Annotated in this window: 20 protein-coding genes; 4 read left to right on the top strand and 16 right to left on the bottom strand. The window is 33.1% G+C overall.

All coding sequences use genetic code 11. The features are described 5' to 3' along the window. Positions 1-276 precede the first annotated feature (276 nt). Genes ABD963_RS08085 through ABD963_RS08070 form a run of 4 tightly spaced genes read left to right on the top strand, consistent with a single transcriptional unit; the run spans position 277 to position 3,783 of the window. The gene (locus ABD963_RS08085) at positions 277-1,497 is read left to right on the top strand and encodes a sulfite oxidase (RefSeq protein ID WP_345276444.1); all 1,221 of its coding nucleotides are present in this window, start codon (positions 277-279) and stop codon (positions 1,495-1,497) included. Next, positions 1,498-1,974: a monoheme cytochrome C gene (locus tag ABD963_RS08080; protein ID WP_345276443.1), complete on the top strand. Its 477-nt coding sequence runs from the start codon at positions 1,498-1,500 to the stop codon at positions 1,972-1,974. It abuts the gene before it with no gap. Beyond that, complete coding sequence (locus ABD963_RS08075) at positions 1,958-2,905, top strand: sulfurtransferase (protein WP_345276442.1); 948 nt, start codon at positions 1,958-1,960, stop codon at positions 2,903-2,905. Before ABD963_RS08080 ends, ABD963_RS08075 begins: the two co-directional genes overlap by 17 nt. 2 nt (positions 2,906-2,907) lie before the next feature. Next, positions 2,908-3,783 carry a sterol desaturase family protein gene (locus ABD963_RS08070; RefSeq protein ID WP_345276441.1) on the top strand — a complete coding sequence of 292 codons (876 nt, stop codon included), beginning with the start codon at positions 2,908-2,910 and terminating at the stop codon, positions 3,781-3,783. A 22-nt stretch (positions 3,784-3,805) separates the two neighbouring features. Here the strand turns inward: ABD963_RS08070 and ABD963_RS08065 are convergent, their stop codons facing one another. The 16 genes from ABD963_RS08065 to ABD963_RS07990 form a co-directional block, all read right to left on the bottom strand. After that, entirely contained in the window at positions 3,806-4,393 is a 588-nt protein-coding gene (locus ABD963_RS08065; protein WP_345276440.1) for a methyltransferase domain-containing protein, read from the bottom strand. Between the two features lie 19 nt (positions 4,394-4,412). Continuing rightward, the gene (locus ABD963_RS08060) at positions 4,413-5,198 is read right to left on the bottom strand and encodes a carbonic anhydrase (protein ID WP_345276439.1); all 786 of its coding nucleotides are present in this window, start codon (positions 5,196-5,198) and stop codon (positions 4,413-4,415) included. Between the two features lie 279 nt (positions 5,199-5,477). Beyond that, positions 5,478-5,834, bottom strand: coding sequence for a rhodanese-like domain-containing protein (locus tag ABD963_RS08055; protein WP_345276438.1), 357 nt, complete (start codon positions 5,832-5,834; stop codon positions 5,478-5,480). A 99-nt stretch (positions 5,835-5,933) separates the two neighbouring features. Then, positions 5,934-7,343, bottom strand: a complete 1,410-nt coding sequence (locus ABD963_RS08050; protein WP_345276437.1) for an MBL fold metallo-hydrolase — start codon at positions 7,341-7,343, stop codon at positions 5,934-5,936. Between the two features lie 138 nt (positions 7,344-7,481). Beyond that, positions 7,482-8,897, bottom strand: coding sequence for an MBL fold metallo-hydrolase (locus ABD963_RS08045; RefSeq protein ID WP_345276436.1), 1,416 nt, complete (start codon positions 8,895-8,897; stop codon positions 7,482-7,484). Positions 8,898-9,053: 156 nt separating this feature from the next. Next, entirely contained in the window at positions 9,054-9,860 is an 807-nt protein-coding gene (locus tag ABD963_RS08040; RefSeq protein ID WP_345276435.1) for a sulfite exporter TauE/SafE family protein, read from the bottom strand. 77 nt (positions 9,861-9,937) lie between these two features. Further along, positions 9,938-10,570 (bottom strand): Crp/Fnr family transcriptional regulator, encoded by a 633-nt coding sequence (locus tag ABD963_RS08035; protein ID WP_345276434.1) that lies wholly within the window; start codon positions 10,568-10,570, stop codon positions 9,938-9,940. Between the two features lie 296 nt (positions 10,571-10,866). Next, positions 10,867-11,967 carry a glycoside hydrolase family 43 protein gene (locus tag ABD963_RS08030; protein ID WP_345276433.1) on the bottom strand — a complete coding sequence of 367 codons (1,101 nt, stop codon included), beginning with the start codon at positions 11,965-11,967 and terminating at the stop codon, positions 10,867-10,869. 63 nt (positions 11,968-12,030) lie between these two features. Further along, a complete protein-coding gene (gene lacZ, locus ABD963_RS08025) occupies positions 12,031-15,177 on the bottom strand; it encodes a beta-galactosidase, LacZ type (RefSeq protein ID WP_345276432.1) in 3,147 nt (1,048 codons plus the stop codon). A gap of 18 nt (positions 15,178-15,195) precedes the next feature. After that, complete coding sequence (locus tag ABD963_RS08020) at positions 15,196-16,116, bottom strand: alpha/beta hydrolase (protein WP_345276431.1); 921 nt, start codon at positions 16,114-16,116, stop codon at positions 15,196-15,198. Between the two features lie 82 nt (positions 16,117-16,198). Then, complete coding sequence (locus ABD963_RS08015) at positions 16,199-18,142, bottom strand: alpha-L-fucosidase (RefSeq protein ID WP_345276430.1); 1,944 nt, start codon at positions 18,140-18,142, stop codon at positions 16,199-16,201. A gap of 39 nt (positions 18,143-18,181) precedes the next feature. Beyond that, the gene (gene galB, locus ABD963_RS08010) at positions 18,182-20,650 is read right to left on the bottom strand and encodes a beta-galactosidase GalB (protein ID WP_345276429.1); all 2,469 of its coding nucleotides are present in this window, start codon (positions 20,648-20,650) and stop codon (positions 18,182-18,184) included. Positions 20,651-20,659: 9 nt separating this feature from the next. Then, the gene (locus tag ABD963_RS08005) at positions 20,660-22,252 is read right to left on the bottom strand and encodes a sulfatase (protein ID WP_345276428.1); all 1,593 of its coding nucleotides are present in this window, start codon (positions 22,250-22,252) and stop codon (positions 20,660-20,662) included. A 2-nt stretch (positions 22,253-22,254) separates the two neighbouring features. Further along, on the bottom strand, positions 22,255-23,724 hold the full coding sequence (locus ABD963_RS08000) for a sulfatase family protein (protein WP_345276427.1): 1,470 nt from the start codon (positions 23,722-23,724) through the stop codon (positions 22,255-22,257). Between the two features lie 20 nt (positions 23,725-23,744). Continuing rightward, positions 23,745-25,166: an arylsulfatase gene (locus ABD963_RS07995; protein WP_345276426.1), complete on the bottom strand. Its 1,422-nt coding sequence runs from the start codon at positions 25,164-25,166 to the stop codon at positions 23,745-23,747. A 2-nt stretch (positions 25,167-25,168) separates the two neighbouring features. Further along, positions 25,169-25,816, bottom strand: a complete 648-nt coding sequence (locus ABD963_RS07990) for an SGNH/GDSL hydrolase family protein (RefSeq protein ID WP_345276425.1) — start codon at positions 25,814-25,816, stop codon at positions 25,169-25,171. Positions 25,817-25,823: the final 7 nt, after the last annotated feature.

Raw genomic sequence — 25,823 nt, 5'->3', positions numbered from 1 at the left:
ATGATACCTAAACAAATAGAACAGGCAAATAGTAATTTTTTTAATTTAACAAAATCCATAAATAAATCTAATATAATGATCTTTAAACTACCTAAGCAGCTGATTACTAATTTAATAAAATTTATTCAAATAATGCTCGCTTATGTTACCTAAGTTTAGTCATATAAAGTTTGGGAAAAAGTTATTCAGTTTTTGTAACAATTGTTACAAAAACTGAATATTAGAAATTATATATTGTATAGTTTTATTTTATTAACGGAATAAATCTTTCGCATTTTGAAAAGAAGAAATTTTATTAAAAAAACTACATTAGGTAGTTTGGCTGCCATAGTGGGCACAGAGATTGTTTTTGGTAATAACATATTGGAGGGTTATCAATTGCTTGCCTTGCAAGACCCAGATCCTTTTAAAATGTTTGATAAGCATAAAGAAATGATAGTTCTAAATGATAAGCCTTGGAATATAGAAGCCCAGGCACATTTATTAGATGACAAAATCACTCCCAATTCAGCAATGTTTATTAGAAATAATGGCCTTGTTCCAGAAAGTATTGATGACAAAAATTGGACACTCACAATTGATGGTGAATCTGTTAAAAAACAAAGAACATATACTATTCAAGAACTAAAATCAAAATTTAAACATTATACGTATCAATTAACTATTGAATGCGGGGGTAATGGTAGAAGTGAATTTAGTCCACCTGCAAAGGGCAATCAATGGACTGTTGGAGCGGTACATTGCGCTAGTTGGACAGGTATTCGTTTGAAAGACTTATTGGAAGATGTTGGAATTAAAAATGATGCTGTTTATATAGGATACCATTCTGCTGATGTTCATTTAAGTAGAGATCCAAATAAAGAACCTATTTCCAGAGGTGCACCCATATCAAAATCATTACAAGACGAAACGTTATTAGCTTTTAAAATGAACGGTAAAGACATACCCTTAGTTCATGGTCATCCATTGCGTTTAGTAGCAGGAGGTTGGCCTGCATCGGTTTCTGGAAAGTGGGTTAATAGGATTAGTATTCGAAATAAAGTGCATGATGGGGAAAAAATGATAGGGAGCTCTTATCGTGTTCCTTGTGAGCCTGTAGCCCCGGGAGAGAAGGTTAGCGATGAGGATATGTGTATTATAGAATCTATGCCTGTTAAATCATTAATTACCTACCCAAAAACCGGAGCAACTATTGAAGAAGGAAAATCCTTGAACATTCGTGGTCATGCTTGGGCAGGAGAATTGGAAGTTTCCAAAATGGAATACTCCATTGATTTTGGTGCAACTTGGAAAAATTGTAACCTAGAAGCACCAGCTAATAGATTGGCATGGCAACATTTTTCGGCTACCATAAATTTTCCAAAAAAAGGCTATTATGAAGTTTGGGCTAAAGCAATAGATTCTCAAGGAACTGCGCAGCCAATGTTATTACCAGGTTGGAACCCCAAAGGGTATTTAAATAATGCTTGCCATAGAATAGCCATTAAAGTTAAATAAATGTCTCAAAACGAGGATTTTCATAAAGGGATAAAAAAAATATATCATCAATTGATGTTGCTATTCAGCCTTTTTATTATTGCTGGTGCATTGTTGGTATTATATGTAGTTAATCCTGGGTTTTTCGCTAACAAAACGGGAGTAAATACTTACGTTGCAACAGAAACAATAGAACTAGATGAAGATAGAATTGAAAATGGTATTCACGTTAGAACAGGTTTGATAGATGCTGAAGGTTTAATGACGGTTGTAAACAATTGTACTAATTGCCACTCCGCAAAATTGGTGACCCAAAACAGAATGAGTAAAGAGCGCTGGAATGCTACCATTAGATGGATGCAAGAAACACAAAACCTTTGGGATCTTGGAAAAAACCAAGACATTATAGTCAATTATTTGGTTACAAATTATCCTATTGAAGAAGTTGGTAGGCGTGCTAATTTAATAAACATTGATTGGTATGAACTTGAGGATTGATATTATAGTGATAATATTATTATTTTTTGGTTGTAAAAAAGTTTCTAACCAAAGTCCCATAGTGGTTGAAGATGATTTAGCTTCAATAGTTACTAATCAATATTTAATTGAGACTGAAGAATTGTCTTTGGTAATTAATAATCCAAATATAAAATTAATCGACTTCCGAACCCCAGAATTATATAGTGAAGGTCATTTACCGGGAGCTATAAATATTTGGCGATATCAAGTTGAAGATGATTCTTATCCCTATGGAGGCATGATGGCAAGTAAATCTCAAATAGAAACCTTATTTGGTGGTTTGGGAATTAGTAATGACAATACCATTATCATTTATGATGATAACGGATTATGTGATTCCTCAAGATTATGGTGGATATTGCAGAATTATGATTTTACAAATACCAAACTTTTCCATGGAGGCATAAATGCTTGGAAGAAAAGAGGAGGAGTTTTGACTAAAGAATTGCCAACATTGATTAAAACGACTTTTAAACTGCCAGAAAACGCATCCATGAAATATTATATTTCAAAAGAAAACTTGTTGAGTGCTATGGGAAATAACGTCAAAATTTTTGATACTAGGACAGAAGACGAGTTTTCGGGGAAACGCCAAAAAAAGGGTGCTTTTAGAGGTGGCCATATCCCAAATAGTAAAAACATTGATTGGTCTAGAGCTATAGATTATTATGGCGACATGAAATTAAAACCAAAAGGCCAACTAAATGAAATTTATAAAAAATTCGCATCAAAAGATGACACAATCATTGCTTATTGCCACAGTGGAGTGCGTTCCGCACATACCACATTTGTATTAACCCAAATATTAGGTTACCAGAATGTGAAAAATTATGATGGGTCTTGGATAGAATGGAGCTATTTTAACGACCTACCTTTAAAACAAGATAGTATTACTAAAATTTTTAATTGATTATGGAAAAATATGTAAATGCTTTTATAAATGCCTTTAATGGCACCGTAGAATGGACATGGAAATCTATCATTTTTGAAGTGCCCTGGTATACGAATTATTTTTGGGGTTTAATAGTCATATCGCTATTAGTTTGGGCTCTGGAAATACTTTTTCCTTGGAGAAAAGAACAATCCATTTTTAGAAAAGATTTTTGGTTGGATGGGTTCTATATGTTCTTTAATTTTTTCATTTTTTCAATTGCTATAAGTGGTTTTTACAAATTAATGCAAGTTGTTTTTTCAGACATTGGAATTACAAATAAAACATTTGCACTTTTCGATCCTTCTGGATGGCCTATGTGGACGCAATTATTGCTATTCTTCATTGTACTAGACTTTGTACAATGGTTTACCCATACTTTATTGCATAAATACCCAGTGTTATGGAGATTTCATAAAGTACATCATAGTGTGAAAGAAATGGGTTTTGCTGCTCATTTAAGATATCATTGGATGGAGAACATATTGTATAAACCTTTAAAAACTTTTGGAGTCATGATTTTGTTCGGTTTTGAACCAGAACAAGCTTATATAGTTCACTTTTTAGCCATAGCCATTGGTCATTTAAATCACTCTAATATAAAGATTACTTGGGGTCCATTTAAATACATTATAAACAACCCTGTGATGCATTTATACCATCATGCCTATGTTTTACCTGAGGGAAAATATGGGGTTAATTTTGGTATAAGTTTAAGCCTATGGGATTATATTTTTAAAACAAATTATATTCCTGAAGATAGTGGGACTATTGAATTAGGATTTCCTGGTGATGAAAAGTTCCCGACAGATTTTGTTGGTCAAAACACTTATGGTTTTACTAAAGGGAAAAAATAGAGGGATGAATTTCATAGTTAGTCTATCTTTTCACTAATTTGATGAATAGCTCTTTGTATCTTCTAGTTTCCATAGAGTTATAAGCTTCATTCATTATTTCTATATCGAAATAAGGTTTAAAGTATTGTAAATATTCTTCTTTATTACCACCAAATGGAGGGTGTTCAGTATTTAAAGGTGTATTAAAAAGTAATCCCACAAGCTTTCCATTGTTATTTAAAAGCTCGTGCATTTTTTGAACATATTTTGGTCGAAGATTTGGATTGATAGCACAGAAAAAAGTCTGTTCTATTATTAAATCAAAAGTCATTTGTATTTCAAAAAAATCTTTGTGCAATAAATTTGAAGAAGGGAAGGAGGGAACTCTTTTTTTTAAATTATCCAAGGCAGTTTTAGATAAATCTACCACATACGTGTTTTTAAAACCTTGTTTGTACAGAAATTCGGCCTCATAAGAATTGCCACACCCAGGTATAAGTATTTTTAAATTTTTATCATGAAGTTGATTAATATAACTTTTTATGGGTTTTGAAATTTCTCCCAAATCCCACCCGATATCGTTATTTTGATATCTACTGTCCCAAAAGGCTTCATTTAATTCTAAATCCATTTAACTCAAAAGAATTATTTTAAACCTTAATAGTTCTGCCATTAATAGGTTGTTCATTTCTGTAATTATTCATGGGCATAAGTTTTTTTAAAGCCTCCACTTGCTCCAAAGATACGGTTATAGGTTCTTTAAATATATACCATTCTACACTTTCTGTGCATGGAGGCGTCGTTAATGAACCTGTATAAGTGAAAAACGTTTTTTGTTTAGGTAAGTTGAGATTCATATCAAAAGCCAAATCCACATTCTTAGTTTCACCCACATTAATTGGTAAATAACTTTCCAAAAAATCAAAGGGTTTACTACTTTGTCCTTCTTTAGCCATAATTGCTAAAACAGCATATTCTCCAGCATTGCTAACATGCACTAAATGCAGCTCCATCGGATAGCGAATGCCATCTATAAGATGTTCTGCCGGTTCGTGAAAATGAAATTGTTTTAATGAAAATTTTTTACCATGAATGGTAATATAATCACCTAAATCAAAATTGTATTGAATGGTATGACCATTATTGATTACGTCATGGATATGGGTGCTATCGGAATAAAATATACTCAAATCTGACAAAGTTTCATCTAAATTATAATTTACAATGTTAATTGGTGACTGATATTTACCATCACAATTTGAATATGTCTCGATTTCTTTCCAATGCTCAGGTCCTGTTTCGCCATTATAACTCCAATGTTTTTCGATTATACGATTAGAATATCCTTCTTTAGAATTAGAACTGCTGTCTTTTTTTGTATTCTGGCATGAAGCTAAAATGAGTAGCAATAATGCGCTGTTTAATATTTTTTTCATTATTTATATTTTGTAAGTAAAAATAGTTTTTAAGAATGAATATCTGATTCTTGTTAAACCACTAATTGGGCTATGTAGCTTTTGTTAGTTGTTTTACTACAACTAATAAATAAAACAACCAAAAAAAAGCTGTTATTCGTGTTGGAGTATATGGTTTTATGAGGTCTAAATTTTAATGAAATTTACTTCTTTAAGTAAATGTTAGCAGTAACTTTGGTTACACATAAACAAAAACAAAAGCCGCCAATTGGCGGCTTTTGTGAGATATAAATTTATACTTTATTGTCTGCTCCATGTACTCCAACCTCCAGAAAAATCATAGATTGTTGTAAAGCCAAGTTCTTCCATAATTTTACTTGCTTTATTACTTCTACCTCCTGAATGGCAATAAATATATATAGGCTTATTTTTATCTAGTTCTTGTATTTTGTTCTTAAAATTTGTCTCATTTGAAATATCAATGTTTACAGCATCATCTATATGACCTGCTTGGTATTCATTTTCAGTTCTTACATCAACAAACTGAACATCTTTACCTATAACTTCCTGTTTTAGAGTTGGTAAATCAATAACATTTATTTTTTTATCAACTTGACTGTTACATGAAGTGAATATTATAAGGAGGAGTAAGAGCAATAAATTTTTCATATGTTTAATATTTAAAAAATATGTTATAAATATTTTGTTTTTACCCATTGAATTTAAGGATAATCTTTCTAAAACAAATTTTATTCATTACAATGTTGAAGGACAAACATAATCTGAGACTTTTATACCGGCTTCCTTAATAGCGTCAAATCCTCCTTTAATATCTATTAAGTTATGAATACCTCTACTTTTTAGTATCGATGTTGCTATCATACTCCTGTAGCCTCCTGCACAATGTATGTAAAAGGTTTCTTCATCTGGAAACTCGGCGAGATGGTCATTAATATAATCAAGAGGCGTATTGTTGGCATTTATTACATGCTCGGATAAAAATTCTCCATTTTTTCTCACATCAAATACAGGAACATCTTCTTTTTTCAAAATGTCTTTTAACGCATTTGCAGACATAGAGCTTACGGTGTCGTATTCTTTTGAAGCCTTTTTCCAGGCGTCGAAACCTCCTTTTAAATAGCCTATGACATAATCAAAACCAACTCTTGATAAACGGGTTATGGCCTCTTCTTCACGTCCTTCTGGGCAAACTAGTAAAATGGGTTGTTTAACATCTGCAATTAAAGCACCAACCCAAGGGGCAAAACTGCCATCTAATCCAATAAATATAGAGCGTGGTATGTGGCCTTTTGCAAAATCATCTTGATGGCGAACATCTAAAACAATAGCCTCTGTTTCATTGGCTGCAGCTTCAAAAGCATCTGGACTTAAGGCTTGGGCACTTCGTTTTAGAACGGTATCAAAATCGTCATAACCCTCCTTATTCATTTTCACGTTTAATGGGAAGTATTGTGGAGGTGGTAATAGCCCTTCGGTTACTTCATCAATAAACTCTTCCTTAGTCATGTTAGCACGAAGCGCGTAATTGGTCTTCTTTTGGTTTCCTAAAGTATCAACGGTCTCTTTGCTTAAGTTTTTACCACAGGAAGATCCTGCACCATGCGCAGGATATACAATAACATCATCTGCCAATGGCATTATTTTATTGCGTAAACTATCAAATAAAAAACCTGCTAAATCACGCTCGGTAATTTCGCCCATTTTTTGGGCCAAATCTGGTCTACCAACATCCCCTAAAAAAAGAGTATCACCACTAAAAATAGCATGGTCTTTTCCTTTTTCATCTCTTAGCAGAAACACAGAACTTTCCATAGTATGACCTGGTGTATGTAAAACTTTTATGGTTACATCACCTAGTTTAAATTCTTGACCGTCTTTAGCGATAATAGCATCAAAGTTGGTTTCAGCATTCGGACCAAAAATAATAGGAGCTCCAGTTTTTTTAGAAAGGGTTACATGACCACTTACAAAATCGGCATGAAAGTGAGTCTCAAAAATATATTTAATTTTTGCATCGTCTAATTTAGCTCTATTAATATATGGTTTTACCTCACGTAGTGGATCTATAATAGCAACTTCTCCCTTGCTTTCAATGTAATAAGCTCCTTGCGCTAGACACCCTGTATATATTTGTTCAATTTTCATATTTTAAATTTTTTATTCTGGGTGTAAAGTTAATAATAGTGAATTAATTGAACAGTAACTTATGTTACAAATTGATATAACCCAACCAAGCACCTATTTAAGGTAAAATAGGTGCTTTTTAATATGTTTTTATTTGATTTACAATAATGTGGTAGGGCAGATGTATTCTGATCTTTTAATGGATGTATGTTCCTTTATATCATCAAAACCTCCAATAACATCTACAAAATCTTTCCAACCACGCTGCTTTAAGATTGAGGCAGCAATCATACTTCTGTAACCTCCAGCACAATGTAGTACAAATGGTTTGTCTTTTGGAAATTGTGCTAAATGCTGATTGATTTGATTGAGCGGTACATTGATGGCCCCAATTATATGTTCGGAATCAAATTCACTTTTTTTACGAACATCAATAATTAATGGGTTTCCAGATTTCATTTGTTTTTCAAGTTCTTCTGATGTAATTCTTTTGATGGTTTCAAAATCTTTACCACTTTTTCTCCAAGAATCGAAACCATTTTTTAAATAGCCAACAGCATAATCATAACCCACACGCGATAACCTAGTAATAGCTTCTTCTTCTTTTCCAGGATAAGTAATCAGTAAAATCTCCTGTTTCACATCGGGTATCATTTCGCCAACCCATTGAGCAAAGTTGCCATCTAACGCAATATTTATACTATTAGGTATAAACCCTTTTGCAAAATCTTCAGCATCACGGGTATCTAACATTAAAGCCCCCGTTTCATTGGCAACTAATTCGAAGGCATCTGGTGTTAAGGCCTGTGTTGCTCTATCCATGATAGTGTCTAAACTTTCATATCCTTTAATATTCATTAATACATTTTGTGGAAAATATCCAGGAGGTGCTGTTAATCCAGTAAGAAGGGTTTTAATGAACTCTTCTTTGGACATATTTTGTAATGCATAATTTGTTTTTTTCTGATGTCCAAGCGTATCGGTTGTTTCTTTGCTCATCATTTTACCACAGGCAGAACCTGCACCATGATTTGGATATACAATTAAATCATCGCTTAAAGGCATGATTTTATTTCGAAGAGAATCGTATAAATAGCCTGCTAATTTTTCTTCGGTTAAATCGGCAACCACATGTTGAGCTAAATCTGGGCGACCAACATCACCTATAAATAAGGTGTCTCCAGTGATGATACCATGTTCCTTTCCGTTTTCGTCAATTAACAAATAGGTAGTGCTCTCCATGGTATGACCAGGAGTGTGGATAACTTTCACTTTGTAATTACCCACTTCAAAAATTTGACCATCTTTGGCAATGGTAGCTTCGTAAGCCGGTTTTGCACCTGGTCCAAAAACAATTTCAGCGCCTGCTTTTTTTCTTAAATCCAAATGCCCACTAACAAAATCGGCATGAAAATGGGTTTCAAAAACATATTTAATTTCAGCATTATCTATTTGAGCCCTGTCAATGTATGGATGTACTTCTCTTAAAGGATCGAAAACAGCTGCAACACCATTGTTTTCTATATAATATGCGGCGTGCGCTATACATCCTGTATAAATTTGTTCTACTTTCATATCATTATATGTTGTTGTTAATGACATAAATATAGGAAAGTAAAGTTTTAAATTTTGTGACTTAAGTTACACAAAACTAATTAGTTAAAAAAAAATGACTTTTGTCATAAAAGCCATTTTTTAAAAACCAAAAACCAAAAACCAAAAATTAAAAAATCAATTTTCAACAAAAAACTCCATATAAAAAATGAAAACTGCCATAACTATTATAAAATAACCGAATGCTTTTTTTAGTTTATTGCCGTCAATAAAATTGTTTAAGTAACTACCTATAAATATACCTACAAAGGATAAGCCTGTGAAAATTCCGAGAAATTTCCAATCGATATCCATAGTTATGGCATCTCCTAAAAAGAACCCCATTAAGGATTTAAAAGCTATAATTATTAAAGAAGTAGCGACAGCTACTTTCATTTCAACATTAGCTAGTATTACTAATGCTGGAATAATTAAAAAACCACCGCCAGCACCAATTAATCCTGTAATACCTCCAACAATTAAACCTTCAATTAAAATTAAAGGGTAATTGTATGTTACTTCACCGATAACCTTTTTTTCTTTTTCTTTCTTTAACATTGAAAACGCAGCAGGAATCATTAATACTGCAAACAATCCAAACATACCCATGCGACGGGTAAAATCAAAATCACCTATGCTAAACAATATATTTGGTAAGGCGGGTACTACATAATGTCTCACTACAGTCACACCAATAATGGCTGGAATACCAAAAACAATAGAGGTTCTCCAATCTACTAAACCCTTAAAATGTTGCTTAATACCACCAAGAAGCGCACTAGAACCTACAATAAACAAAGAATAGGCAGTAGCTACTTTTTCATTTACAGAAAATAAATATGCTAAAACAGGCACAGCAAGTATAGAACCGCCACCTCCAATTAATCCTAACGACACGCCGATAATTAAAGCACTTATGTACCCAAAGATTTCAATAACTTCCATAAATAATAATTCCTTTATTTACAGCAAAATTACATTATACACTTTGGGTGTACGGTAACAATGGTTACACTATAGCATTAAATATCTTTAATGACAATATGGTTTCTATGAAGTTCTATTTTACCCAGATTTTCTAGTTTTTTTAGTAAACGAGAAATAACAACTCTTGAGGTGTGAAGTTCGTAGGCTATTTCTTGGTGTGTATTATGAATGATATTATTGTCAGATACTCTTGCTTTTTCATTTAAATATTTTAAAAGGCGCTCATCCATTTTTAAAAATGCAATACTATCGATGGTTTCAAGCATTTCATTTAAACGGTTATGATAGCTTTCAAAAACAAAATTTCTCCAACTTTTATATTTAGTTGACCATTCTTCCATTTTTTGAATAGGTACCATAATGAGTTTGGTGTCTTTCTCGGCAATGGCTCGTATTTCACTTTTTGTTTGCCCTATACAACAAGTTAATGTCATGGCACAAGTATCACCTTTTTCCAAAAAGTAGAGTAGGAGCTCGTCACCATCGTTATCTTCCCTTAAAATTTTTATGGCACCAGAAACCAATAAAGGCATAGCTCTAACGTAATCTCCTATATCCATTAATTTCTGTCCTTCACTTACTTCTTTGAATGTTCCTACTTGGTTTATTTCATTTAAAAGAGCCTCTTCAAACAAATGGCCATAATTATCTTTTAGTTCCTGTATCATTTTATAAAGTTAAGGTATTTAGGAGTTTTATTTATGATAAAAAGTAAATATCAAAATAATTTATAAAGATAAAAAATGAGATTTTTTAAAATAGTAACTTAGGTTACAAAAGTGAAAGTAGAATTAAAAGGCATTGAGTTTTGATAAGAAAATATTTAAGGTAATCAATACTATTAAGGTATTTGTGTTTAAAGAATAAAAAGAGATAGTAGAAATATTTATGACCTATTTTAAAGCGTACAAACTTTTATAATTCAGTTTTTATATTAAGAATGTAAGTCACTAACCAATTTGGTTTATTCGTTTTTATTAAAAAAGTTCAAATCCCAAGTTTTTTCCCATTCCAAATAAGGAATATTATTTTCAAATTTAACAGGTAGCCAAACGTATCTACCATCAATAGGATTCTCGGGTTGCCACCTATCAGCAGCAAAAATGTAGGCATCTTTTTTCCCCTGAACGGGAATGATATAAGTGCTTTGAGACCAAAAGGTAGTCTCATTTTCCTCTTGTGTACCTCGACAAGGATTTCCCAGAAAAGTCCAATTACCCATGATATTATCTGCAACAGCTAATTTGCCAGGATTTGGTTTCCAACCTGTTAACCCAGAGCTGAACATAAAATAGGTGTCATATTTTTTAAAGATAGCCGGAGCTTCATTTCTTCCTCCCGGAAATACCCTGACGTATTCATTTGTTAATGTTAAATAATCATCAGATAGTTTTGAAATAAGTAAAGTTTGGTTCTCTTCTGATGCAGTTATGTGGTAAGCAGTTTCATCATCATCTACAAACAAAGTCATGTCTCTTGACATTTGTCCTATCATAAAATCACGTTTAAATATCTCTCCTTTTTTGGCTTGATCGATTCTTTTTTCTTTAGTTAACTCCAGATTTTCATTAATATCAGGAATTGTATCAAAATCTTCTTTAGATATATTTAGAGGCAGAATACCGGCATGAATTCTAAAGCTATCTATGTATTCATAAGGACCTGTTACATTATCTGAAATAGCGACTCCTGTTAAAGCTGCTTTGTAGCCTTGATCTTTCAATTCGTGGTGAAACCACATGACGAACTTGTTGGTTTTATTATTAAAAATCACCTTTGGGCGTTCAATTATACAACCCTTTTGCAATTTAGAAGTGGTATCTTTACTTACATGTAGTGCAATACCTTCATTTTTCCAATTATATAAATCTTTAGAGGAATACACTCCAACACCTACATTTGCTTTATTACCATCTTTTCCAGATAATTTATGTTCTCCAAACCAATAATAAGTTTTATTATAAAATAGAAAACCACCACCATGCGCATTGATATGCTCTCCATGATTATCTAGCCAAAGATCTCCTGGATTAAAGGCACTATATCTTCGATTAGCACAATTCATTAAGAGAAAAAGTAAACAAAAAAGTAAAGGATTAATTTTTAAGCTGAAAACTTTAAGCATAATTTATTTTATTGGTTGTATTACATAGCTAAAGGTCCTGTCTTTAGGTTCAATCTGATATTTTTCATGGGGCATGGCACCCCAACTGTTATCACCGCCAACTCCCATTTGTACTTTATCTATATTGATGTTTACAAAATCTCTTTTAACAACATCAACAGTGTGTCTTTGCTGTTTGGTATTACCCGCATCAAAATCATCATTGTATTGATGGTGTGCGCTAAAACTGAAATGCTCTAGAGCTGTTATTTTTATTCCGTTCCCATCTTGATTTAAAAAGGTTACCCATCGTGTGTCTGTTTTGTACCCATTTTCTTGTGGACGGCTGTATGGAAAATACAAATCGGAAACTTGTGCTTTATACTGACCAACTAACGCCGATGTTTTTCGGTCTTGATAATTTTCATGAGGCCCTCTTCCAAACCATTTTACTTGGTTAAATGCCTCATTAATAATAAAATTAGTTCCAAATTTTGGTAAAACGGGTAGTTTAGAATCTACATTTTTAATACTTGTATTTACCGAAATTTCTCCACTTGGGTAAATTATATAGTCCATAATTACAGAAGCATTATTAACTGATGGTAACTTAAATTCGGCATTTATATTTACCGAAAGATCATTTTTTACATTTTCAGTTAATGACAGTAATTCTTGATTTTTTGTTGCTTCTTTCCACACGCCTAATTTTTTTGGCATTTTAAATCCAAAATCATTATCTGTAGTAGCTCTCCAAAAATTTGGTGTGATTCCTTTTTGTAACATGTTTCCGTTTCCATAATCGATAGAATTCAATATGCCAGTTTTTGTATCAAATACTATTTTGAAATTTGAGTTAGATAATGTTAAAGTTGAATCTGTTTTTTGAGTTTCTATTATTTCTTCTGAGGTTGGTAAGGTTGTAAAAGTACCATTTTGAAGCTGAAATTGTTCATAAGCAACAATCTGCCCTATGGATAATAATTCTGTAGGAAAGGCTGTTTTAGTATATAAATTAAGATGGTAGTCATTTGAAGAATCCTTTAATTCAGGGATATTTATTTTAATTTTTTTAGACTGGTATGGTTCAATATCCATTCCAGGTAAATTTCCTGAAGCTATTTCAACCCCGTTTTCTAAAAATTTCCATGAAAAATCAAGAGAGTTTAAATTTGTGAAATCATATAGGTTTTTAATTTCAACTTCTCCTGTTTTAGAGTTTAATAGTTTGAATTTTATATTTTGGTATACTTTTTTTGTTTCAAATAGGGCTGGATGAGGTGTTCTATCTGGATTTACAATGCCATTTAAACAAAAATTATTATCATTTTGTAATTCTGCACCTCCTAAATCGCCACCATAAGCCCAATAGCTTTCACCAGCTTCATTTTGAGTTAATATACCTTGATCTACCCAATCCCAAATAAAACCACCTTGCATGGTTGGATACGCTTCAATAACATCCCAATAGTCTTGAAAATTGCCCAAACTATTACCCATGGCATGGGCATATTCGCATTGAATTAATGGACGTTTACCACCTTCTTTAACATAATTAATCATTTTTTGGATAGGCCAGTACATAGGTGCTTGAATATCGGTGTTTTCATAACCGGTTGCACCTTCATATTGTGTAGGTCTGGTCGAGTCATGTTCCTTTAACCAAGCATAAGTTGCAAAAAAATTATCACCATTACCCGCTTCATTACCTAAAGACCATGTCACAATACAAGGGTGATTTTTATCTCGTTCAAACATTCTAATAGTTCTATCGAGGTGGGCATTTTTCCACTCGGGCAAATATGCTGGATGGATTGCTTTTTTTTCTGGATTTTTCTCTAAATCTTGATTTGTAGCACCCATACCATGTGTTTCAATATTGGCCTCGTCAATCACATAAAAACCATATGTATCTGCCAATCTGTAAAAATGTGGATTTTTAGGGTAATGACTGCATCTAATGGCGTTTATATTATTTTGTTTCATCAGTCGCATATCTTTCAGGGTTAATGACTCGGAGACCACATGCCCCATTTTTTCATCATGATCATGAAGATTAACACCTTTAATCAAAACAGGTTTTCCATTGACTAAAAACTGACTGTTTTCTATCTTAATATTTCTAAAACCTACTTTAATTGATGTAGATTCTCCATTTAACGAAATAAGTAAAGTATATAAATTTGGATATTCTGCATTCCAAGTTTTTACACTAGGTATGGTTTTATTAAATGCTACGGTATTTTCACCTGGACTAAAATGAATAGTCTTACTTTCTGAATAAACTTCAGAATCTCCATCTAAAAGCTTAACTTCAATTAGTTTTTCAACTGAAGAATTTGTACTATTATCAACTTTTATATTAAGTTTAAGTATCCCATCTTTATAGTCATTTTCCAAATCTGAAATAACTCTAAAATCTCTCATGGATACTTTAGCCGATGCATAAACATACACATCGCGTTCAATACCTGATAGTCGCCAGAAATCTTGGTCTTCCATATAACTGGCATCCGACCACCGTACAACTTGAACGGCAATAGTATTCTTTCCAGGGTTAACTACTTTATTAATGTTGAATTCTGCAGCGGTTTTACTACCTTCATTGTAACCTACAAATTCTCCATTTACCCAAACATACATGGCACCACTAACACCGGCAAAGTGTAAATAAATATCTTTTTGAGACCAATCTTCTGGAATTTCAAAATCTCGAACATAACTTCCATTGTTATTTATGTTGTGAGGAATAAATGGTGGGTTAGCCGGAAACATATATTTAATATTCGTGTAAACAGGAATGCCAAAACCTTTCATTTCCCAGTTGGAGGGTACTGAAATCGTGTCCCAACCTCTTAAATCAAAACCTTTTTTATAAAAGTCTGTTGGACGCGCCTGTACACTATCGGCATAGTAAAATTTCCAGGTGCCATTTAAAGATTTATATAAAGAGGAATTTTCCCAACTATTGTTCGAAACAGCCATCCTTTTATCGGGATATTTATAAAATGAAGCCACTGGTGCTTCTCTGTTAATTTGAAAAATCTCAGGATTTTCCCACTCTGGATTGTCCCACGGTTCTGCTGTGTAAATAGGTCTTTCTATGAACTCTTCTTTACAGGACATTATACTTATTATGGTTAGTAAAACTATTAACTGACATCTTCTCATGTTTAAAATAATTGATTTTTAGTTGATATATTTATTTATTCGAAGCCAATTTTCGCATTGCTTCGTCCAATATTCATTGGTTCCCTTTAGGCCTAATCCAAAGCCATGCTTACCATCTTGGTAAATGTGAAATTCGGATGAGATATTATGTTGTTTTAATGACATGTAATAAAAAATGCTATTTTCTACAGGTACAGATTTATCATCCGTAGCATGTACTAAGAATGTTGGTGATGTTAATGAATCTATTCTCTTATCGTTTGAAAACTTATCTTTTAATTCATTTGATGGATTATCACCCAACAATCTTTTTCTAGAGCCTTTATGGACAATTTGATTATCCATAGAGATTACCGGGTAAATAAGCACTGCAAAACTAGGCTTGGCACTTACACTGTCATTTACTTCATATACTTTATCATTATATTGTGTTGCAAGAGTAGATGCTAAATGACCACCCGCAGAAAATCCTAAAACACCAATTTTATCAGTTTTAACTTGCCATCTTTGAGCATTTCTTCGTATAAACCTCATAGCTTCTTGTGCATCTTGCAATGGTCCTACGGATTTTTGCTCCATAATCTCGTCACTTGGCAATCTATATTTAAGAACAAAGGCTGTGATACCTAAAGTATTTAACCACTCAGCTACTTTATAACCCTCTTTATTAATAGATAAATAGGCGTAGCCGCCACCCGGGCATATTACTACTGCGGTTCCATTTGGATTTTCTGGTATAAAAGTAGTTAGGGTAGGCGTAGTTACCTTACTTATACGATTTATTATGTTATTCTCGTATTCATATGTTTCTTGATAATCTATAGATTTGATTGAATAGGGAATAGTGTCTTTCCATAATTCAATTTCTTCATTTTGTGAATTTAAAAAGGCAGTAATAAACATGTTAATTAGGACTAATATTAATAGGTTATATCTCATTATTAAAATTGAATTTTAAATCTTTTTGGTTACTTAATGGTAAATTCTAATAGGTTATTTCTAAATTCTTTATAATTAAAAACTATTTGTATACTGGTTCAGTAAGTGTCATTTCTAATATTGTGGTTGCTGGATTTAAAGAATAATCAATGTCACTAACTGTAACCGTATTATTATCATTTTTAATCCAACTGAGCTCTTTCCCATCGTAAAGGTTGATAACCTTCCTCACTTTTTTATTTCCTATTGATTGCGTTGTAAACTTCCCTGAGTTCAGGTCACGATAGCCTTCGTAAATATGACAGTAAATTTTATTATCATTAAATGAAAAACCGTATTCACCAAAAAGTGGTTGCCATGGCCCGCCTCTGGTTCCATAAATCCCATTTCCTACTTTGGATAACCAATCTCCCGTTTTTAGCAGTACTTCTTGTTGGTTATCTGGTATAACGCCTTCTCTGTCGGGAGCTACATTTAAAAGTAAATTGATATTGCGAACCACACAATTGGATAGATAGACTGCTACTTCTTCAAAGCTATAAACTTGACGATTGGGTCTGTAACCCCAACCTCCTTTTTGAAGACTAACACATTTTTCTCCATAATGCTCAAAACGAATATCTCCAGAAGTAGAAGAACCACCTTCTTCTGCCTGTACATCTCCAACCCATCCAAATCGTTCATTTACCACCATATCTGGTTGAAATTTGCGAACTAACCCCATGATACCAAGAGGTTTATCCGTATGGGCTTCCTTTATAACATATTTGTCTTTTATTGGCCATTCATTATTAGGATTTTGATATTGCCCCGAATCCCAAAACGTTCTTTCTAATTCTGGGTTCACGGTTTGACTTAGCCAACCGCCATCCCAAAACATGTAATCAATGGTTCCATAATCTTTTAACAGTGTTGTAACCTGTTCATAAACTTCTTCTTTCATAGCTTGTGCATCCTTTTTATGCCAAGCAGCTGTTTTATATCCCCAAACATTGGGTTTTACATTATTCCCATAAACATCATAATAACCAGGATATCTCCAACTCATTGGCGAATAATAAAGTCCAACGTGCAGTCCTGATGCTCTCACAGCATCTGTATATTCTTTTACAAAATCTCGCCCCAAATCCTTTTTGCTGGTCCAACTACTCGAATGTTTACTGTCGAAAAGGGCATAACCATCATGATGTCTTGAAGTTAGTACCATGTATTTCATACCTGCTTTTTTAGCTAAATCTGCCCATTTAGATGCATCAAATTTAGAAGCAGTAAAGCCGGTTTCAAGATCTCTTGCTCTTCGCTGGTAATATTCTTGACCATAAACTTCTCCATGTCTAACCCATTCGTTTCCTTCATCAAAAGCGGCGTAAACTCCCCAATGGATGAACATACCAAACCGATCATTAAGAAACCTATCCATTTTTTCATTAGATAATTGGGATACGCCATTTTCTTCTTTAAGAATTCGTTCTGGAATTGATATAAATTCTTGAATTTCTGGTTGTGGTGCTTCTCCTAAATATGTTAATTCTATTTGATCTGCATAGCCGATTCTTTTTCCGGAAGGATGTATTAATGAAATTAGTAAATTATCTGAAGCGTAAGCCGTTTGAAAATCGATGCTCACTTGAGTGTATTCTGTAAGAGAGCTGGAAACCGATTTTTCAGAACCTCCGTAATCACTTACCATTAATTGAACTTCTTCAGCTCCTGATTCCGTTTTAACGTAAGCGGAAATTCTGTAAAGGCTATTAGATCTCACTTTAGTTTCTTGAATACAGAATCCTCTTTCTGGACCAATTTTAACGGCATATTGTCCAGAGTATGCGTCAGTAGTTATTACGGAACTCTTCGTTTTCCAATATTTCCAGCCTTCTAAAGTACCTGTTTCAAAATCTGCATTCGTAATGAAATGAGTTTCGTCTTTAGCTATTGCTTTAACAGTTTGGGCTTTTAAGGGTTGATTAATTATGAAACATAGAAATAAAACCATTCCCATTCTAGATAATTTAGAATAGAATTTCACTTTTGAAAATTTATTATAATGGTTCAACTTGTTCTTTATTTAATTCGTTATAACAGTAATTGTTTTCGATTCTAAACCCTTTGAAGATGCCTCAATTGTTATATCTCCGGTTTCTCCTTTTTTGCTCTTTATTACTAGTAAACACAAACCATTGAATGCTTTTCTGTAATTTGCTTGAAAAGGTTCTGTTGAAGCAGAATTACCATTTCCTACAGCAGCAATAGTTGCTGGCCCTGAAATTTTAAAATCAACTTTATTATCTGCTAATGGGCAGAAAACTGAATTTTCATCCTCAATTTTAACTGTGATAAAGGATAGGTCATTACCATCTGCATTAATGACGTTTCTATCGGCTTTAAGCTCTATTTTATTGGGTGCTTTTGCTGTTATTATTTTATTTCGTTTGACTTCTTGTCCATCTTTATAGGCAATGACTTCAAGTTCACCAGGCTCATATTTTACATTCCAGTTTAAACGGTATGGTGAGTCAAAATATTTAGGTCTTTCTTTCCAAGCTCCAAAATTCACTGGAATTTTTGTTTTATCAATACCTTTGGTTTTTTTCCCTAGAGATTTGCCATTCAAGAATAATTCTACTTCATCACAGTTTGTATAACAATAAACGGGAATTTCATTAATACCAGAGTTTTCCCAATTCCAATGAGGCAGAATATGTACCATAGGTTCTGTAGTCCATTGACTTTGATACAAGTAAAAGCGGTCTTTAGGAAATCCTGATAAATCAACCGCTCCAAAATAAGAACTTCTTGACGGCCAATCGGTATTCCAATTCCCATGTGTTAAATTATCTTTTCCACCATAAGGTGTTGGTTCTCCTAAATAATCAAAACCAGTCCAAATAAATTCACCTAAAATATTTGGTAGAGAATCTTGAAAATGGAATTCTATATCTGGTGGATAAGCCCAGTTTGGACTATTGATATCGTAGCTATTAACTTGCAAAGATTCATGCTTGTCATACTTTTTTAAAGGTAAGTGATACACACCACGAGATGATACCGTTGAAGCGGTTTCTGAACCATATACTATCCAGTCTTGGTAGTCCTTCAACACATCGGCATATTGCGTTGGTTTATAGTTGGCACCAACCAAATCTACTTCATTAGCCAAACCATTTTTTATTGCAGTTGATAGGTTGTTAAAACCAGCAGTTGTGGGTCTGTTTGGGTCTTCTTGGTGGCAAATATTAACTAATTCTTTTGCTATTTTATAACCATTTTCTTCCTTTTGCTCTCTAATTTCATTACCAATACTCCACATAATAATGGACGGATGGTTTCTGTCACGTTTTATCATTTCCCTTAAATCCTGCTCATGCCATTCATCCCAATATTTATGATAATCATTTTCTGTTTTTGGTAATTCCCAGCAATCAAATGCCTCCGCCTGTACCAAAATGCCCATTTTATCACAAAGCGCCAATTGTTCTGGAGATGTTGGATTGTGGGAAGTCCTGATTGCATTAACACCCATTTGTTTCATAATTTCCAATTGACGTTGGGTGGCTCTATAATTTACGGCGGAGCCTAAAGGACCTAAATCGTTATGCAAACAAACTCCTTTAATTTTTTCTTTTCTTCCGTTAATAAAGAAACCTTCTCTGGTAAATTCAATGGTTCTAATTCCAAAAGTTGTTGAATAAGTGTCTATTTGTGTTCCGTTATTTAAAATACTAGATACTGCTTTATATAAATATGGCGTTTTTAAATCCCAAAGTTTTGGGTTTTTAACCTCTAATTGTTGAATAATGGACGCTTCTTTTTTATTTAATTCAATATCTGATAAAATAGAAGCTACTTCAAAATTATCTAAATCGTAAATAGATGTTTTAACCTGATAATCACCTTTAAGTTTTTGCTCATTTAGGACTTTAGTTTCAATAGTAACTTCTGCCTTTTCTTGAGTTATTACAGGTGTTGAAACATGTGTACCCCAATGTTTGATGTGTACTTGGTTTTTAATCTCTAACCAAACATTTCTATAAATACCGGCACCTGGATACCACCGAGCAGATAAAACCTCTGGATTTACTTCCACGACAATTAAATTATTTTCTCCAAAAGAAATATAAGGCGTAATATCAATTTGATAACCAATATAACCATTAGGTCTTTGATATACTTTGTTACCATTAATGTATATGGTTGAATTATTCATGATGCCATCAAATTCAAGAGTTATTAAACTTCCCTTTTTCGATGTATCAATTTTAAAATGCTTACGATACCAGGCTTTCCCAAAAATAGGCAATCCACCTGTTCTAAGATTGTATTCTGGTTTAAAAGGACCTTCAATAGCCCAATCATGGGGGAGTTCTAAAGAACGCCAATTGGAATCATCAAAGTTTTTTTTAAAAGCAGACGGATTATCAGTTTTTTGAAATAACCATTGATCGTTAAAAGAAATGCGATGTCTTTCCTGCATTTCTATAGAATCACAGGAAAGGATTAAAATCAATAATAATATGCCATATGATTTATTTACCATTATAAATTTTTAATCTTTTGTTACTTTACTTCCCCACCAATCATTGTTAGGCTGAAAATCTTTGGATAACATTTCTAGACGTTCTTTTTCCAAACTTGGTAAACGTTTTTCACGAATCTGTTTATCATAATCACTTCTTTTTATAGAATCGAATTCCAAATCTTTTGCGGGAAATTTGGCATCAACACTTAAAAGCCAATTTTTTAGTTTTTGATATAGTTTATCAGTTATTTCTGGGTATTGATTAGCAATATTATTTTGTTCATAAGGATCATCATTCAAGTTATATAACTCATTGCTTTCATCTTCATAATAGTGAATTAATTTCCAATCACTTTCCCTTATTATTGAAGATGGATCGCCTCCTTGATTTCCATAATGTGGATAATGCCAAAACAAAGGTCTTTTACCCAGATCTGCATTATTATCAATTAATGGTTTTAAACTGATTCCATCTTGATGCTGATTCGGATTTAAATCGATATTGGCGTAATCTAAAATTGTAGGGTAGAAGTCTGCACCAGTAACAGGATAATTATTTATTTCGCCGTTAGAATTTCGCCAAGGCACATAAATTAAATAAGGTTCTCGAATACCACCTTCCCAATGATAGCCTTTGCCACCTCGAAAAGGTAAATTTGATGTTGAAAAATTATCACCTGAGGAAACGCCACCGTTATCTGAAGTAAAAATGACTATCGTATTTTTATCTAATAGTAATTCTTTAAGGGCATCTAAAACAACCCCAACGGCATCGTCCATGCTTTCTACTAAGCCACCATAGATAGGATTATCTTGGTTTTGGCGTATGGGTAATTTTTTTTCCATTACAAATCCTGTTTCTTTAATACCTTGGTTTTCACATTTATCTCGATATTTCTTCCATTTTTTTTCGGTAGTTTGAATTGGTCCATGCACCGCATAAAAGGAGAGGAAGGCAAAAAAAGGATTCTCTTTATTTTGTTTTATGAAATTCACAGTTTCATTTGCTAAGCGCATAGAGAGGTTCTCACCTTGATATTTATCTTCTAATTTTGGATTTCTAAAAGGCGAAAAATAACCCCCAACAGGACTTCCTTTGTCCCAACCACCTATATTAATTTCAAATCCATGATCCTCAGGATAAGACCCCTCTTGTCCTAAATGCCATTTGCCTGCAAAAAAAGTTTTATACCCGTTAGCTTTCATGGTTTCTGCTACTGTAACATCTTCTTTTGGTAAATTGTGAACATACTCAGCTGGCAACATTTTGTCAAAACGATTCATTTTTCTCCAATCTGTTCCCGAGTTTTCCCCAATCCAATCGGTTATGCCATGTCTAGCAGTAAATTTCCCCGTCATTATACTTGCTCGAGAAGGGCTACATACTCGACTTGTAGCATATCCTTGGGTAAAAATCATACTTTTTGAAGCTAAATAATCTATGTTAGGCGTTTCGTAAAACGTACTTCCAGTATAACCTAAATCTTTTAATCCTAAATCATCAACCAGTACAAATAGAATGTTTGGTTTTTGGGGAATATCATGCATTTCATTATTGCCACCTGATTTGCATGATTTAAAAAAAAGGGCGCTTATGAAATAAATATAAATTAATTTCATGTTTAGTTATTTAATAGTTTGTTTTCCCAATATTCAACATGTTTTTTGTAAGAGGCATTTTCTGGTAAATTTCTTTTTTTTAAAGTAATTTTTAGTCTTTTCAATGCTTCTTCTTGTGCTGCATTAATTTCTTCTTCATCTTCAGGATAAACGCCTAAATCATTTTTAATTACCCATTGATTTAAGGTGTTTCGCAATTTTTCTAATTCTAATGTGTAGTCAGATTTTGTAGCTAAATTATTAATTTCAAAAGGGTCTGCTTCTAAGTCATATAACTCTTCAGTCGGCCTGATTGAATCCATAAATATTTTTTGGGCCTTATCTAATTGACCTTCTTCAAACATGACATGCATGAGAGGCAACATAGGATAGCTCATTTCTTTATAGACATTGTACTGTGTATAAGGTCTATCAGTATAGTAATTTTTTATATACTTAAATTTTTGAGATCGTAGAGCGCGAATTCTATCTACCGTTTCATCGCGACGATCTCTCATTGAAAACACATAAGTTCTGTCATCATCTTTTGATAAGAAGTTCAAACCTTGCATGTATTTTGGCCATTCAATTCCTGCCAATGCCAAAGTTGCTGCAGGAATATCAATATTGCTTACCAATTCATTTGAAACTGTCCCGGCACCATACCCGTCTGGAAATCTAACCATAAGCGGTGTGTTGGTACCTGAGTCATATAAAAATTGTTTAGCACGAACATGTGGTCTGCCTTGATCCCCAAAGAAAAATATGATGGTATTGGCTAATAAACCATCTTCCTTTAATTGCTTCATTATTTTACCAACACTGATATCAACATGCTGCACGGTTTCTAAATAGAGAGCCCAATCTTTTCTGGCTAATGGGTGGTTGGGATAATAGGGTGGTAACTTTACTAAATCAGGGTTCACCGGATGTAATGAATCTGAATGAAAGGGTCTGTGAGGATAAAATATTTGTGCCTGAGCAAAGAATTTTTGGCCTATTGTTCTTTGACTCCAATGGGTTCCTTGGTATAAGCTATCAAAATCAGCTTTGAAATTATAATCCATTTTACCTTTAGCACCATTTTTTAATCCGTTGCCATTACAAACAAAGTAATCAGCATTTTTAAAATATTCAGTTATCGGGAAAATGGAATCTGGTAATACTTTTTTCATTTGGGTTCTATGATTTTGCAACCCCAAAGTCACAGGATACATACCTGTAATTAAACCAGATCTGCTAGGAGAACAAACTGCGGTTACAGTAAACAGATTTTTATATAATATGGATTCAGAAGCCAGCTTATCAAGATTTGGAGTATAAACTAAATCATTACCATAGCATCCTAAATCTGTACCCAAATCATCCGCAACAATCCACAAAATATTATAGTTTGATGTTTCAGGTAAACGGTTATGGTTTACTTGCGATTTACAAACATTAACCAATAAAATTGTTGTAATTAATAGGTTGATTTTTAAGCTTCGTAACATATTTAATTTATGGTCTTACATTAAAATTTAAAAACTTCTGAATCGGTTCTGGCATTTTCTAAAATTTTAATAAGTTCATTCAATTTTCCTGGATTCGTTTCAGAAAGATTATTGGTTTCCCCTGCATCAGTATCTAAATCAAATAAAAAATATTTAGGGATTTCTTTTACATTATATTTAACGAGTTTCCAATTATCTTTTCTTATCGCTTGCCGTCCTTTTAGTTCATGGAATTCCCAATATAAATAATCATGTTTTTGTTGTTTTCCAGTATCTAGTAAAGTGGGTAAAAATGAAATACCATCGGTTTTAGTATCTAATTTAGTGTTTAAAATATTTGCAAATGTTGGCATGACATCCCAAAATGCTGATATATGATTGGTTTGTCTACCTTCTTTAATTTTTCCTCTCCACTTAACAATCAAGGGTACTCTTATGCCCCCTTCAAATAGATCTCTTTTATAGCCTTTTAAAATACCATTACTATCAAAGTAATCAGGGTCAGCACCTCCTTCTTGGTGTGGTCCATTATCTGAAGTAAAAATAAAGATGGTATGCTCTTCTAACCCTAAATCTTTAATTTTTTGTACAATTTCTCCAACTTGATCATCTAAAAGATTAACCATGGCCGCAAATGCCGCATGTCCATGTTCTTGTGTTCCGTAACCACCATTTTTGTATTTGTCACCTTCATCAATACCATTAAACACTTTTTCTGGATTTAATTTTCCCAAAAATTGATCCATGTAATTATTTGGGGCAAACAATTCGGCATGTGGTATGACAGATGGATAATAAAGAAAGAAAGGTCTATCTTTATTTTTATCAATAAATTGCAAGGCTTTTTGGTGTATCAATTCTGGTGCATATTGTTCTTGCTTAATTCCTGAATTCCCTTCTAGCAAAACCATTTTATCATTATCCCATAAGTGATAGGGATAATAATTGTGAGCTAGTCTTTGACAATTAAAACCATAAAACGTATCAAAACCTTGATTTAAAGGATCGCCCTCCGAACCGGGATATCCTAAACCCCATTTCCCAAAAGCACCTGTTGCATATCCATGTTCTTTTAAAAGTTTTGAAATGGTATAGGTACTATCTGGAATAGGAATTTGGCCTTCTGGCCTTACTTCTTTATTTCCTCTTACAAACGTATGTCCGGTATGCAAACCCGTCATGAGCGAAGATCTTGATGGTGCGCATACCGTTGATCCTGAGTAATGTTGTGTGAACAAAACGCCTCCTTGTGCTAATGCGTCAATATTAGGAGTTGAAAAGCGAGTTTGACCATAACAACTTAAATCCCCATAACCCAAGTCATCAGCCAAGATGTATACGATGTTCGGTTTATTAATTTGATTTGGAAGGTCTTTTTTATTTTTATTGCATGAAGTTAGTATGATTAATATAATGACTTTAACAAAAAATTTAATTTTCATAATTATATGGTTGTATTTAAAAATTTGATAATGAGTTTGCTTAGCTCTTCATAACCCTTTTCCGTATAATGTACATCTTTTTCACCAAGCCCATTTTCTTTATGAATACCTATAGATGGTATATAAATATCATTTATGGCTATATTGTGTTTTCTCATAACTGATTTAGCTACATCATTATATTTTTCTACATCCTTTTCAAATCTTCCAGGTTCATTTTTAGGAACATATGTTGTTGTAACAAAAATTAATTTCGCATTTGATTTCTTTTTAATGATGGCGACGAGAGCTTCTAAATTGGATGCATAATCAGCCGCACTAAATTCAGGGTTTCCATTCATTTTATCCCTTTGACCATATTCTTTGGAATTAGGGTGTCTATAGCATAAATCCCATAAACCCCAATTGAATTGAATGATATCCCAAGGCTCATCACCTAGCCATTCCTCAATTTTTTCTAAACCAGTACCTGTGTGCTGTGCGTTTCCCTCATTATGAAAAACAATTGCTTTATTTGAGAAATGTTGCTTAACGAAAGGAGTATAGCCAATAGATATAGAATCTCCTATGATTAAAATTTTCGGCTTATTTTTGCTACATGAAGTTAAAGGGAAAATGCTTAAAAGCATTATTACACAGATTTTATTCATGAATTTA

The organism is Litoribaculum gwangyangense (genome assembly GCF_039543505.1).
Taxonomy (GTDB): domain Bacteria; phylum Bacteroidota; class Bacteroidia; order Flavobacteriales; family Flavobacteriaceae; genus Litoribaculum; species Litoribaculum gwangyangense.
The sequence above is the reverse complement of the archived record's forward strand: the minus strand, read 5'-3'. Positions and strand labels throughout refer to the sequence as shown.